Below are 13,620 nucleotides of genomic sequence, written 5' to 3'. Positions count from 1 at the left end.
GACTGTCGATTAAGACTAGAATTAAGTCCTTGTTTCTAGTTTATCAATACTCAAGTAGTCTGAGTCTGGACTACAAACTGGTCAACACCAAGATATTATGCGATTAACTACGGGAGTTCAATTCCCAAAACTATTTTAACAACTATCAACTCAAAGGCTTGTGCAAATTCCTCATTTTCCCGAAGCTAATCACCCACTGGTGAAGTCGCTGTTTCATCACAGTGACCATGAACTACTGACTCTGTTTCAGCGCTATCCAGATGCTGGAAAGTATTTTACAGTGATTTTCTGCCGCTATAGTCCCATAGTGTATACCTTAATTCGGCATTCAGCGCGATCGCCTGTGCAGGCAGATTATCTGTTTGCCCTCACCTGGCGACATATCTATTACGAACTCGGTGGACTAAATTTAACTGACTCGGAATCAGGTGAGTCAACCTTAACCATGCAAAATTGGTTAATTAATATCACAGCTTTTTGTATTAACGACATTAAACTACCACCTACAGAAGCAATTCATTATTCCCTTCAAGCGACTTCGCCGCCGCTATGGTGCTATGTAGAAAAGGCTTTAGACCAACTACCACCAGTTTTACGATTAATCGTGTTAATGGCTCAAACTTTCCACTGGAGCGAAACTAGAATTGCTGCCTATCTGCAAGCTGAAGGAGAAGCGATCGCTCCTAGCGAGGTAGCCAATTTTCTCCAGGAAGGCTATCGTATACTAGAGGACAAATTACCCACAGATATCCGCGACATATACTTTGGGGAAGATTTAGCTCAATTCTAACTTAAGTATAAACGCGTATATTGACTGTCTTCCATTTAAAAACTTAAAACTTCTTCTTAGACCTTTTACTTAAACCCGCAACTTTACGGGTAATTTTTATGAAACAAAGGCTTGTATGTCCCAGGCAAAAGGTAGGCTTAATTTGTGTAGGTAAGTCGGCGCGTTGCTCTGGTTTCCAGAGTTGTAGCAACTGGCGTGCAATTTCTCGTCCGCAGATACTTTTACACAGCTTTTTACTGTTTAATTTTTTGCTGAGTCCCATAGCTGCGGGTGCGGTTGATATTACGCAACAACTCCATCGACCTTTAAATAGTTCCGTTGGGCGAGAATCAAGAGATGAAGCAGATAGTTTGCTGAGTATCGGTGAACAACAGTACACTTCAGGATCTGCCGACAAAACAATTGCGTCTTGCTTGCGGGCACTAGAACTATATCACTCAATTGGTGACCTGAAAGCACAAGGTCTGACTTATAATTTGCTTGCTGAGGCTTATATCCAGCTTGGTAGCTCAAAAGAGGCGGAAGATGCTTTAAGACGGGGATTAGCGATCGCTCGTGATACTAAAGACTTGCAAGCTCAGATTTTTGTGCTGAATAATATCGGTACGTTTTTTCTGCTACGAGGCGAATCTGCTGCTGCTGGTAAAACTGTTGAAGATGCACTCGCAATTGCTCACGGTGTCAAAAATATTGAAGGTGAAGGACTTTCTTTGAGTAATTTGGGTTTGGTAAGTGCCAGATTGGGAGATTACAACAAGGCGATTAAATTGTACGAAAATGCCTTAACTTTCCGCCGTCAGACTGGCGATGCCATCGGTGAAGCAAATACCTTGAATAATTTAGGTGATGCTTATTTAGCATCTGGAAATTATCAAGATACCATTGCTACTTATGGTGAAGCAATGCAGACAGCTAAAAATAACCGCGATCGCACCAATGAATTACGGGCAATTGATGGTTTAGTTACGGCTCACACGGCTGTCGGACGCTATGAACGCGCCTTTGACTTATTAGAGCAACGTTTAGCACTTGCTAAAGAGTTGCAAAATTTGCGAGAAGAATTGAAATCTTTTGAGTCTTACGCTCAAGTATACAAGCAACAAGGTAATTACGTAACTGCCCGCAATTTTTACGAACGGGCGATTATACTGGCGCGGACCTTGGAAGACAGCAAGCAAGAAGTGCAATTACAGGATCAGCTAACTAAAATGCTTCAGAAGAAGTAGGGGCAATTCATGAATTGCCCCTACTTTAGTGCTATTTGATTAATTCAAAAACACTGAACCATTTCGTTCAATTCTCATAGCACTTCTACCCTGTGCTGCATTGGTGGCTTCATTAAATGTAACTTCTAAGCTTCCCGGCTCTGAAGAAGCTTGTGGAGTCACTATCAACTGTCCGCCATCTTCTCGTTCAAATGTTACCGTTATCGGTGTCCTTAGACCTTGCAGTGTTACATCTGATTTACCTTGTAGCGATCGCGGTGCCGTATCGCCAATCACTTGGAAAGTTACCTTAGCCGCAGTGTCATTCACCAACCTGACATTAACCTTACCATCAGTGAGTGCGATCGTCGCGTTGGGGGCTTGCCGTGGTTGCAGCAGTGATGGTTGGTCAGTGGAAACCGCTTCTCCAGGGGCTGGGCGTGGTGGTCTAGCACTTGATTCGGGACTTTCACCGCCGACACCCAATCCTGTTTGCTCTTGTGATGGGGTAGCAGCCACGGGAAGAAGCCCTTGAGCAGCTAGTCTTTGTGTTAGCGCGTTGGGAGGACATCCTTGTGGTACCACAACCTGATTATTATGTGGTTCTTCGTAGAAAATTCTCGGACAAGGGTTGATTTTGGGAATAGATTCTTGTGCTAATACTTGAGGAATTGCTGGCAGACTAATCAGTAATCCCCCGCAAATAGCGCCAAGTAACTCAGCAGACTTGCGAAAATTTTGAAACTTCATATTCATTATTGACTCCTCGGAAAACATCAAATTATCTTCTTTTAAGAATTTAAAAGCAGCAATTTTAATTAAGCTGTAATTTATGTATTTAATATTAACTATTCATTCTTTACTTTTGTATCTAGCCAGAGACTTGAAAATTAGACATAACTATTTCATTCCTAAGGCTGAATAAACTAAATCATTAGTGATAAATTACAGAATTCACTAAAAAAACTGGGTTCTGTTATATTTATACAGAATTATATTGAGCGATCGCAATGCAGCTGCAAAAGTACCAGATTCAGCAACACCACATTGCTATATGCTTTCACTAAGTAGAGTGAATCAACCCGAAGTTGGTAAAGAAACGTGAATCTCCCATTGATTATTCGTGCTGAAGAATACAACGATAAAACAGCGATTATCGTTCCAAGTGGCTGCGCCAACGCTACAACAGATACAGTATTTACTTATGGAGATTTGCTGCACACTTCCAGTCAAATAGCAACAGGTCTTCTTGAGAATACAGAAGATTTACACGAGCAGCGAGTTGCCTTTCTCATCCCGCCTGGGTTTGAGTATGTAGCCACTCAATGGGGAATTTGGCGGGCTGGTGGTATAGCTGTACCTCTATGTATTTCCTACCCGCGACCCGAATTGGAGTATGTAATTACCAATTCTGGAGCATCGATTATTGTTGCTCATCCTAATTTTGAGGGTATACTGCGTAGTTTACCGCCGCAGGCATCGCTCGCCCAAGAACAAAATTTGCGATTTATCCTCACCTCAGAAACGCTTCCACATAATCTTCGTCGCCTCCCAGAGGTAGATATCACTAGACGCGCCTTAATTCTTTACACGAGCGGTACAACAGGTAAACCAAAGGGTGTAGTTACAACTCACCAAAATATTCAAGCGCAAGTGACTAGTTTGATCGCGGCTTGGGAATGGACATCTAGCGAACGCATTTTACATATCCTGCCCCTACATCATATTCATGGGATTGTCAATGTATTGACTTGTGCTTTATGGGCTGGAGCGGAGTGTTATATATTGAGCAAATTTGATGCCGAAACCGTTTGGAGGCGAATTTGTGAAGGTGACTTAACCCTATTTATGGCAGTACCGACGATTTATGTAAAGCTGATTGCTGCTTGGGAAAAGGCCTCTAGCGAACGCCAAAAAACTATGTCAGAAGGCTGTACTAAGATGCGCCTGATGGTTTCTGGCTCGGCAGCGTTACCAGTTCAAGTTTTAGATAAGTGGCAGACTATCAGCGGCCATTTTCTGCTTGAGCGCTATGGCATGACGGAAATTGGTATGGCGCTATCGAACCCTTTACACGGTGAACGGCAATCGGGTTATGTAGGGAAGCCTCTACCTCATGTTGAAGTGAGATTAGTGGATGGAAACGGAGAGTTAGTCCCAGCAGGAACACCAGGAGAGATCCAAGTTAAAGGCCCCGGAGTGTTTCTAGAATATTGGCAAAACCCCCAAGCAACGGCCAAAGCCTTCCAAGATGGCTGGTTTTGTACTGGAGATACCGCCGTCGTTGAGAACGGCAACTACCGGATTCTGGGACGGATGAGTGTAGATATCATCAAAACTGGAGGGTATAAAGTTTCTGCTCTGGAAATTGAAGAAGTACTGCGATCGCATCCAGATATTCAGGAATGTGCAGTGGTTGGGGTTGTAGATATAGAATGGGGTGAACGGGTTTGTGCCGCGTTAGTATTGCAAGGGTCACAAGCTTTAACATTAGAATCTTTCAGGAGTTGGGCAAAAGAGCGATTGGCTGTCTATAAAGTGCCAACCCAAATTTTGACGGTTGAAGAATTACCGCGCAATGCTATGGGGAAAGTGACTAAGCCAACGGTGGTTGAGCTATTTGCTATTCTGAAACATAATCAAGCAGACCAAGATGTGCGTCCAATGTGATGAGCGAAACTGTTTACATCGAAACCAGTATTGTTGGCTACTTGACTGCTAGACCCAGCAACAACTTGATCCTGATGGCTAATTTAGAAGCTACGCGGGAATGGTGGGACAGACGTCGCAATCAGTTTATGCTCTACATTTCTCAAGTGGTTTTGGATGAAGTAGCACAAGGCGATACAGAGATAGCAACGAAGCGACTTGAAATAGTGCGTGATTTTCCTTTGCTTGAAGTCAGTGAAGCCGTTCAAAATTTAGCAGCACAATTTCTCGCAAAAAGTAGCCTTCCACCGAAAGCCGCTGATGATGCGCTTCATATTGCGGCGGCTACAGTTTACGGATTGGACTATCTATTAACGTGGAACTGTAAGCATATTGCTAATGCTCAAATCCAGAAGAAGCTAGCCCAAATCAGTCTTGATGCTGGATACGAGTTACCAACCCTTTGTACACCCTACGAACTAATGGGAGAGTAGATATGTGGAAAGATGAAATTCTTGAAGAAATTTATAGAATTCGAGAAGAACATGCAAAGGCTTTCAACTACGACTTACAAGCAATTTGTGATGACTTGCGACAAAAGCAAGCCCTAAGTAGTCGGCAGATCATTTCACAGCCACTCAAACAACCCAGTAAACAGCATAGCAAGTCACTGCACCCGACTAGCTAAAAGTTAATAAGCGATGTGCAACTTTCTCTCAAACCTAACCCCCAACCCCTTCCCTACTAGCGTTGGGGAGTAAGATTCAAAGCCTCTCTCCTAAAAGGAGAGAGGTTTGGAGAGAGGTCAAAATATTAAGTCGCACATCGCGTTTTAATAAAAAGTGCAAAAATGAGCCTTTCAATGTTGACCCTCGCGCCGTTGCCATAGCTTTCAAAACCCTCGCTGAAAAACATCCAGAAGCCGAGTTAGAAATCGTGGCAATGGAGAAACGCGGCGATGATAAAATCTTGCTCAGAGCCAAAACCGCAGTAGGGAGCAATAAATCTCAACTGAGTGCCGAATATTTTGATGATTATAATCAAGTCAAAGCTTTATCGCAGAGTCAGCAATTATTGCTGGTAGAAAAAGATAGTTATATTAGTGATTTAAAAAATATGATCACAACTGCACTTGGGCATCCCAAATCTTATACACAAGGAAATACCATCATGTCTGATATCAGTGGCATCAGTATTCAAGGCAGCAGTAATGTTAGCGGTATCGCTGGCGGTGGTTCGGTTGCCAACCTGGGAACTATTAGCGGTAATGTGAGTATTGCCCTCAATGAGTTACCTGATTCACCGGATGCCGAGAAACCAGGAATTAAAGAATTGTTGACGCAGTTGCACGAGGCAATTTCACAGTCTTCAGATTTGCCGGAAACAGACAAAGCTGATGCATTGTTACAGGTAGAAGCTTTAGCAGAAGCAGGTAAAAATCCTCAAGAATCGACTAAGCAAAAGACGGCAAAAAATGCAATCATCATGTTGAAAGGGATATTTACAGGCTTACCTGCGATCGCAACGCTTGTTGAAGCGGGTAATAAATTATTGCCTGCAATTTCTAAATTGTTCGGTCTATAGGAATCATATTTGATTTCTGAAAAAATCTCGGTAGTCTTGTAGTAACCTGTCATGGCTTTAATGCTGCAAAAAAATTGTCGGTTGGGGAGCCGCTGCGTTGCGCGGGTTTCCCGCGTTGTAGCAAGTGGCGTTGGAGGCTTTGCCAAAGCCAACATCCTGATAATCAGTTGGGTTGCGCTCCGCTCCACCCAACAAAAGTCTAATGTACTGAGTCACCTTGAAAGGGCTAGTCCTAATTCAGTAGATAAACTATGTCTAAGGTCTTAATTTAAAATCTTCATGAGTGAATTCAGTGATAGTTATCACCTGTTAGCCTCAAACATAAAAGATGTTAAGTTTTTAATTCAGCAGTCAAACCGTTATGGAATGGTTATTTCCAGTTCAGGGAAATACATTCCCTTTATTGTAGAGGGACTAGAAGAAGCGGGTGGGCCGATTGATCAGCTTATTCAGCACAATACTCAACTTCTGATTCACTATGCCTTTGCTGCAGAACACGGTTGTTGGGTCAAGTTTTTTGACAAAGATATAGAATTAGCTTGCCTGAGCTATCAACCAGAAGATAATCAGTTGTTCAAAAAACTTGCAGCACCTTTAGATAATTTGCTCAGTCGAGCAATCATCAATGAATCTACTGCGTCTAGTTTGCAAAACCTAGCAACGGATTTAGTTGTTGAAGAAATCGGGTCTAAAATTGCGGGAGTCTTAGGTTTACAGCACGTTTCCTGGTTAAGCTGTACTGATTTAACCTACCAAAGCAAAAAAGACCTTCAGAAAAGATTTCCAGATAGTGAGTTCGTCAATGTTTCTAAACGAGGTCAGATTGAAATTCCTGCACAGTGTATCCCAAATGAATGGTGTTCAGAACCAGACCAGCCATCATTTATGTACCTTCCTGTACCAAGTGTGCTATTGACTGTGGAACAAGAAGCTATGGTCAATCGGCATTTTCAATATTGGACTCAATTTGGTGACTATGATAATGAGACCCAACAAGGGTTTTGGATGTACGAACTCTACCGGATGTATCTGCCATCACGATATCGATATCTCTGTAACCGACTGATGAACTTGTTGTATACACAGCCTACCAAACTTTTGGAGACCCTTCGGGCAATTATTCAGCTGGTAGGCACAGACGTAAACTGGGAAGAATATCTTCGTGGTTTCTAACAGGACTTACGCAAACAATAGCCGAAAAGAATGATTTTGTTCTTAGGCGCAATTCATGAATTACCCCTACCGCGTGTAGTTTTGCGTAAGTCCTATCTAACATTTTGTCAAAAAGAGAAGTAGTGTAACTTTTGCGGAAACAAGTCCAAGATCAGCGCGTGCTTGACTATTAGGCAAAACGTAGAACCTGCACCCAGACGTACAAGATAGTAAAAATTAGTTCCACAGTTGTTCTTAAGAAAGCGGAGGAACTTCGGCAATACTTTGAAGAACACAATCACCAATCCCCAATGCCCATTTCAATCCTCTACTCTCCGACGCCGACGACGCGGTTTTTGTTGTTGATCTTCACCCAAGCGACGACCGACTTCATTAAAGAAATCCCGCCGCAGATAAGGATAATCGCTAACCCACAAGTTGCGACTGGGAAAGTATATATCGCTGAATTCTTCAATACTGCTCAAATCTGGGCGATTTGACATCACTACCATTTCGGCAATTTGGCCGCGACTAATAATTTTGTGGGCAGCACGTAATGGTGCTACAAATTCAATAGTAAATCCTGTATCATCACCCACCTCTAAGTTTATCTGTTTTTCTCGGTTTTCTACAATCACCAATTCGCCTTTGTTGTTGACTGTTTCGGTTTTACCCATTAACTGATCTGTAATCCACCAATCTAGGACTCGACCACGGAAAAAGCCGCCGTACTTATAACGGCGGCATTGCAAATTCCGCATACTTGCTTGAAACACCGGATACCACAGCCAAAAAAAAGCGCTAACTATCCCTAGCACAAATACTATTGAAGCAAACTCAAGCTTGAAAAGGAATGTTACAAGCAAAATAGCGACTACGGCAACTACAGAAATTAACAGCCGTTGCAAAAAATTTGAGAACTTCCCCCAGTAGTACTTGTACTGCAAACCAGTGGCAATTAGGGGGACAACTTGTTCAAATTTCTGGCGAGTCAGTGGTACTAACATGAGTGCCCAATTGTATGTTTAAAGTATCTTTTCTAATCCATATACTAACGACTTTAGCGCTAAGACTTTGCGAATCGCTAGTAGCACTCCTGGCATGTAACAAGCGCGATCGCTCGTATCATGTCGTAAAGTATAAATCTGTCCGGCTGCGCCAAAAATCACTTCCTGATGGGCAATTAATCCCGGCAAGCGGACGCTATGAATTCTAATCCCTTCATCTGCTATACTACCTCTAGCTCCTGGCAATTTCTCCGTTTCTTCTACAAGAGCAGGATTAAAAGTTTTACCCAATTCTCCTAATAACTGCGCTGTTTGAATAGCAGTACCACTGGGAGCATCGGCTTTTTGGTTGTGATGTAGTTCAATAATTTCCACATGGTCAAAATATTTTGAGGCGGCGATCGCAGCTTGTTGCAATAGCACCATCCCAATGGAAAAATTAGGAATAATTAGACAACCAGTGCTAGCTTTGTCAGCAAAGTCTGCCAAGTCTTGAATTTGTTCTGGACTTAACCCAGTGGTACCAACTACAGGACGAATACCATAGGCGATCGCACTACGAATATTGTCATAAACTGAATCTGGATGGGTAAAGTCTACAATCACCCCTGGAGGAGATTTTCTGTCGCCAGCCACATACCCCAACATCGGTTCTAATTGATTGGTAATCGGCACTTCCAGGGGTTCGCTTAAACCGGCCAACTCTCCAGCGTCTTTATCTTGATGTTCAGGACTGTGGTCAATTGCACCCACTAAGTTTAAGTCAGGCGCTTGTGCCACTGCTTTGATCACCTCACGGCCCATTTTACCAGCAGCACCGTTGACAATAACCGGGATAGGAGCTTGATTCGTCATAAGTCGAGAAATACTTTTTGAGTCAACAACGAAATTGTAAAGACTTTGGTCGGCGTGGGGCTGCTGTCGGAAATAGCTCAAATCTCTGGCTTAATTCCAACTACCCGGATTTTTGTCACTAATCGCTCAGTTTTTCCACTCCCCAAAAGATCGGCTCTCATTTTCATCCTATTATCTTAGCCAGTAACCTGTTTCAATTAAGGAAACTTCCGCTCTCGCACTTCTGCGGCATAATCTTGTACAGCTTTGGTAATCGTCTCGCGTAAATTTGTATAAACTTTGGCGAATGGTGGGTGCTTCTCTACAAGTCCGAGGACATCTGAAGTAACTAAAACTTGTCCATCGCAGTGAATTCCTGCACCGATGCCAATTGTGGGAATACTTAATTTTTGGGAAATCTGCATTGCCAAATCTGCGGGTATATGCTCTAACACCAGAGAAAATACACCGGCTTGTTCAAGAGCGATCGCTTCTTGTAAAATTCTCTCACTGGCTTCTTGGGTCTTACCTTGTTGGCGCAAACCCAATTGATGTACCGATTGCGGTGTCAAACCCACATGACCCATAACCGGAATTCCGGCTTCTACTAAACGAGCCACAGTTTGGGCGATCGCTGGATAGCCACCTTCCAATTTTACCGCTTGAGCGCCCGTTTCCTTCAGCACCCGCCCAGCAGAGTGCATCGCTTGTTGGAGACTTTCTTGATACGTCAAAAATGGTAAATCTACAACTACTAATGCCCGTTTCACCCCACGGCGCACGGATTTGGCGTGATAGATAATATCATCCAAAGTGATTGGCAGTGTTGTTTCATACCCTAGAACTACTGCCATAGAGTCACCCACAAGGATTAAGTCTACACCAGCTGCATCGAGGAGTTGAGCGATCGCATAATCCCAGGCGGTCAACGCCACAATTGAACGTCCTTGTTGTTTCCATTGAATTAATTGCTGGGTAGTGATTGCCATTTTTCTCGGTGGTGAGTAGGGAGTAGGGAGTAGGGATTAGGGATTAGGGATTAGGGAATTTCACCACTCCCTACTCACCACTCCCCATTCCCTCATTTAACAGCGTGACTAAAAGCAAGATGGGGTTTTGCACTGTTGGTTTTGGGCATTAACCAAGCTAAACCTTCACTAGTGCCAATCCATAATTTATTGCTGATGTCAGGTGCAAGGGTAAGAACCCGACTAGAAGGAAGTCCAGCAACTTCTGCGTCTAACACAGCTCCTGTATTTGGATTTAATCGTAACAAACCATTACTAGTACCAACCCAGACACTACCATCTTTAGCAAAACGTATCGCTGTTACGTCACGCCCACGCAGGTGAGTTACAGACCGTAACACTGCACCAGTTTTTGGGTTAATAACTAGTAAATTATTTGGCATTCCCGCCCAAATTAACCCTTCTGGACTAATAGCCAAAGCTTGTACAGTCGTCCCTGGTAAATCGGTTATCCGCTTCATAATCGCAGCACTAGCAGTATTTACCCGCACCAATCCATCAAGAGTGCCAACCCACAATTGACCTTCAGCATCTAAAGTCAGGGTGTTAGCGCTGACACCAGGCAGATTTTTTAATGTTGTCATAATCAAGCCTTGGTCAGGACTAATGAGAGCTAAACCGCTATCGGTTCCAGTCCACAAATAACCCCGTTTGTCAAGTAACAGCGACAACACCCGTTTAGAAGGCAAAAATAAATTCTGTGCGGTGATTTCGCTAGTGCGGGGGTCAACTCGAATTAGTCCCTCATAAGTTCCCACCCACAAGCGTCCTACTTTGTCTTGGGCTAAAGCACCAATGGCAACATTCGGTAAACTAACACGAGAAATAATCTTGCCAGTTTTAGGATCAATCCGCGATAGTCCGCGCCAAGAACCTACCCAAAGATTGCCTGTAACATCTTCTAGTAAGTTACCGACACGATAATCAGTTTCCGGCGAATGTTCTTGCACTCCCCGTTCATCCGGCAAAGGTTCTACTCGCGGTGGCGGTGCAGAAGGTGGGTAACTGGGCGTTAAATCAGATGAATTGATGTCAGGAGTTTTTTGTGCCCATCCCATACTTGGCACAGCTATCAACCCCAGCAAAATAGAAGTAATCAATAAACTAGTACGCTTGCAAAACAATACCACGGTAACATTTCCTTTGGAGACAGTACCCATAGCCTTTACCTAAGCTAGCTTTGGGTTAATTCCAGTGTTCCCCTAGCTGGGATTTTTTAAACATTGGGTATTGAGATTTCCCTCATCTTCCTGATCTCCCTACTCCCCAGATACCACTGATGACACTTTGTAAAGCTTTTGTAACAAAATGTTTAAATCTTTATGTAATAACAAAATTAAATAGATAAGTTAAAAACTTTCAAAGAATAACTTATCGAATTCTTGATATATTGTGAAATAAGTTACAAATCGCGTGGTGTGCAATTCTTTTATCGTTCACTCACCACTCTCCTAAATCTCTGTCAAGTAAATTCTTTTCTGGTATCTTTTCCATGAACGGGGAAGATATGAGAAGTGTAAACGCGGGAATGTGTGCCAACCAGCCCAATCCCCTGAATATCCTAATTTATGGGGGAATTATCCATCTAAATGCTAGCCGCCAAGTGCGGAAGTTTTAGTGAAATTGAGAAGGTTTAGTCGGGTGCGAAGAAGAGATAAAAAAGAATTTTGATTTTTAGCAAGAGGGAATAGTAGAAGCGCTAGGTCGTGTACCCCTAGAAGGGGAAAACACTGGTGAGGAGGGCTACCACCGCTACCAAAGTGTCCACCGCAAAAAAACTGCTAACCTCTGCCAAAGGCAACTCCTAACAAAAGTTTTTCCTAATCTTCCCCTCGCTCAAGGGGGCAAGAGCGGGGTGAGGGAAAGTTGCACAAAACGTGGTTTGATAATTAAGAAAGAGTGATTTCAGGGAAGGATAAAATTATGTCTTACGCTCAAACGAAGACTCAGAGCAAATCTGGGTATAAAGCCGGGGTTCAAGATTACAGATTAACTTATTACACACCCGATTACACACCAAAAGATACCGATCTTCTAGCTGCGTTCCGTATGACACCTCAGCCTGGTGTTCCTCCCGAAGAAGCAGGTGCGGCTGTCGCGGCTGAATCTTCCACAGGTACCTGGACAACTGTGTGGACAGATTTGCTCACCGACCTCGATCGCTACAAAGGTCGTTGCTATGACATCGAACCAGTTCCCGGCGAAGACAACCAGTACATTTGCTACGTTGCTTATCCTTTGGACTTGTTTGAAGAAGGCTCTGTAACCAACGTTTTAACCTCAATTGTTGGTAACGTGTTTGGTTTCAAAGCTCTGCGGGCATTGCGTCTAGAAGATATTCGCTTTCCAGTAGCTTACATCAAGACTTTCCAAGGACCTCCTCACGGTATCCAAGTTGAGCGCGACAAGTTAAACAAATACGGTCGTCCTTTGTTGGGTTGTACCATTAAGCCCAAATTGGGTCTTTCTGCTAAGAACTATGGACGTGCTGTATACGAGTGCTTACGAGGTGGTTTGGACTTCACCAAAGACGACGAAAACATCAACTCCGCACCATTCCAAAGATGGCGCGATCGCTTCTTGTTCGTTTCTGAAGCTATTGCCAAAGCTCAAGCTGAAACCGGTGAAATCAAAGGTCACTACCTCAACGTCACCGCCCCCACCTGTGAAGAAATGCTGAAACGGGCTGAGTACGCTAAAGAACTCAAACAGCCCATCATCATGCACGACTACCTCACCGCAGGTTTCACCGCCAATACTACCTTGGCTCGTTGGTGCCGCGACAACGGTATCTTGCTGCACATCCACCGGGCGATGCACGCTGTAATCGACCGTCAAAAGAACCACGGTATCCACTTCCGTGTATTGGCTAAAGCCCTACGTTTGTCTGGTGGCGATCACATCCACACTGGCACCGTAGTTGGTAAGTTGGAAGGTGAGCGTGGCATCACAATGGGCTTCGTTGACCTGTTGCGTGAAAACTACATTGAGCAAGACAAGTCTCGTGGTATTTACTTTACCCAAGACTGGGCTTCTCTACCTGGAGTATTTGCTGTTGCTTCCGGTGGTATCCACGTATGGCACATGCCCGCGCTGGTAGAAATCTTTGGTGATGACTCCGTACTACAATTCGGTGGTGGTACACTGGGACATCCTTGGGGTAACGCTCCTGGTGCAACCGCTAACCGCGTCGCCTTGGAAGCCGTTGTTCAAGCTCGTAACGAAGGCCGTAACTTGGCTCGTGAAGGTAACGATATCATCCGCGAAGCTGCCAAGTGGTCTCCTGAACTGGCTGTTGCTTGCGAACTGTGGAAAGAAATCAAGTTCGAGTTTGAAGCAATGGATACCGTCTGATCTTGAAGTTAAAAGTT

Annotated in this window: 13 protein-coding genes; 8 read left to right on the top strand and 5 right to left on the bottom strand. The window is 43.8% G+C overall.

Annotated elements, in window-relative coordinates:
* Positions 1-160: 160 nt before the first annotated feature.
* On the top strand, positions 161-790 hold the full coding sequence (locus V7K97_RS10150; protein ID WP_334800782.1) for a sigma-70 family RNA polymerase sigma factor: 630 nt from the start codon (positions 161-163) through the stop codon (positions 788-790).
* Positions 791-888: 98 nt separating this feature from the next.
* The gene (locus V7K97_RS10145) at positions 889-2,016 is read left to right on the top strand and encodes a tetratricopeptide repeat protein (RefSeq protein ID WP_334800781.1); all 1,128 of its coding nucleotides are present in this window, start codon (positions 889-891) and stop codon (positions 2,014-2,016) included.
* Positions 2,017-2,055: 39 nt separating this feature from the next.
* Here the strand turns inward: V7K97_RS10145 and V7K97_RS10140 are convergent, their stop codons facing one another.
* Positions 2,056-2,751, bottom strand: a complete 696-nt coding sequence (locus V7K97_RS10140) for a hypothetical protein (protein WP_334800780.1) — start codon at positions 2,749-2,751, stop codon at positions 2,056-2,058.
* 345 nt (positions 2,752-3,096) lie between these two features.
* Between V7K97_RS10140 and V7K97_RS10135 the strand changes: the two genes are divergently transcribed.
* The 5 genes from V7K97_RS10135 to V7K97_RS10115 all read left to right on the top strand — a co-directional run bounded on the left by V7K97_RS10135 (position 3,097) and on the right by V7K97_RS10115 (position 7,401).
* Positions 3,097-4,665, top strand: a complete 1,569-nt coding sequence (locus V7K97_RS10135; RefSeq protein WP_334800779.1) for an acyl-CoA synthetase — start codon at positions 3,097-3,099, stop codon at positions 4,663-4,665.
* Positions 4,665-5,138: a type II toxin-antitoxin system VapC family toxin gene (locus tag V7K97_RS10130; protein ID WP_334800778.1), complete on the top strand. Its 474-nt coding sequence runs from the start codon at positions 4,665-4,667 to the stop codon at positions 5,136-5,138. Before V7K97_RS10135 ends, V7K97_RS10130 begins: the two co-directional genes overlap by 1 nt.
* Before the next feature lie 2 nt (positions 5,139-5,140).
* The gene (locus V7K97_RS10125) at positions 5,141-5,332 is read left to right on the top strand and encodes a hypothetical protein (protein ID WP_334800776.1); all 192 of its coding nucleotides are present in this window, start codon (positions 5,141-5,143) and stop codon (positions 5,330-5,332) included.
* Positions 5,333-5,394: 62 nt separating this feature from the next.
* Entirely contained in the window at positions 5,395-6,228 is an 834-nt protein-coding gene (locus tag V7K97_RS10120) for a hypothetical protein (protein WP_334800775.1), read from the top strand.
* 279 nt (positions 6,229-6,507) lie between these two features.
* Positions 6,508-7,401 carry a hypothetical protein gene (locus V7K97_RS10115; RefSeq protein WP_334800774.1) on the top strand — a complete coding sequence of 298 codons (894 nt, stop codon included), beginning with the start codon at positions 6,508-6,510 and terminating at the stop codon, positions 7,399-7,401.
* A gap of 299 nt (positions 7,402-7,700) precedes the next feature.
* Here V7K97_RS10115 and V7K97_RS10110 read toward each other — a convergent pair whose 3' ends face one another.
* The 4 genes from V7K97_RS10110 to V7K97_RS10095 form a co-directional block, all read right to left on the bottom strand.
* Complete coding sequence (locus tag V7K97_RS10110) at positions 7,701-8,387, bottom strand: phosphate ABC transporter permease (RefSeq protein WP_334800773.1); 687 nt, start codon at positions 8,385-8,387, stop codon at positions 7,701-7,703.
* Between the two features lie 18 nt (positions 8,388-8,405).
* A complete protein-coding gene (dapB, locus tag V7K97_RS10105; RefSeq protein WP_334800772.1) occupies positions 8,406-9,242 on the bottom strand; it encodes a 4-hydroxy-tetrahydrodipicolinate reductase in 837 nt (278 codons plus the stop codon).
* Positions 9,243-9,439: 197 nt separating this feature from the next.
* Positions 9,440-10,210: a 3-methyl-2-oxobutanoate hydroxymethyltransferase gene (gene panB / locus V7K97_RS10100; protein ID WP_334800770.1), complete on the bottom strand. Its 771-nt coding sequence runs from the start codon at positions 10,208-10,210 to the stop codon at positions 9,440-9,442.
* Between the two features lie 92 nt (positions 10,211-10,302).
* Positions 10,303-11,409, bottom strand: a complete 1,107-nt coding sequence (locus tag V7K97_RS10095; RefSeq protein ID WP_334800769.1) for a ligand-binding sensor domain-containing protein — start codon at positions 11,407-11,409, stop codon at positions 10,303-10,305.
* Positions 11,410-12,172: 763 nt separating this feature from the next.
* Here V7K97_RS10095 and V7K97_RS10090 point away from each other — a divergent pair.
* Complete coding sequence (locus tag V7K97_RS10090) at positions 12,173-13,603, top strand: form I ribulose bisphosphate carboxylase large subunit (protein ID WP_334800767.1); 1,431 nt, start codon at positions 12,173-12,175, stop codon at positions 13,601-13,603.
* Positions 13,604-13,620 lie beyond the last annotated feature (17 nt).

The organism is Nostoc sp. (assembly GCF_036917815.1).
GTDB lineage: Bacteria > Cyanobacteriota > Cyanobacteriia > Cyanobacteriales > Nostocaceae > Nostoc.
The sequence above is the reverse complement of the archived record's forward strand: the minus strand, read 5'-3'. Positions and strand labels throughout refer to the sequence as shown.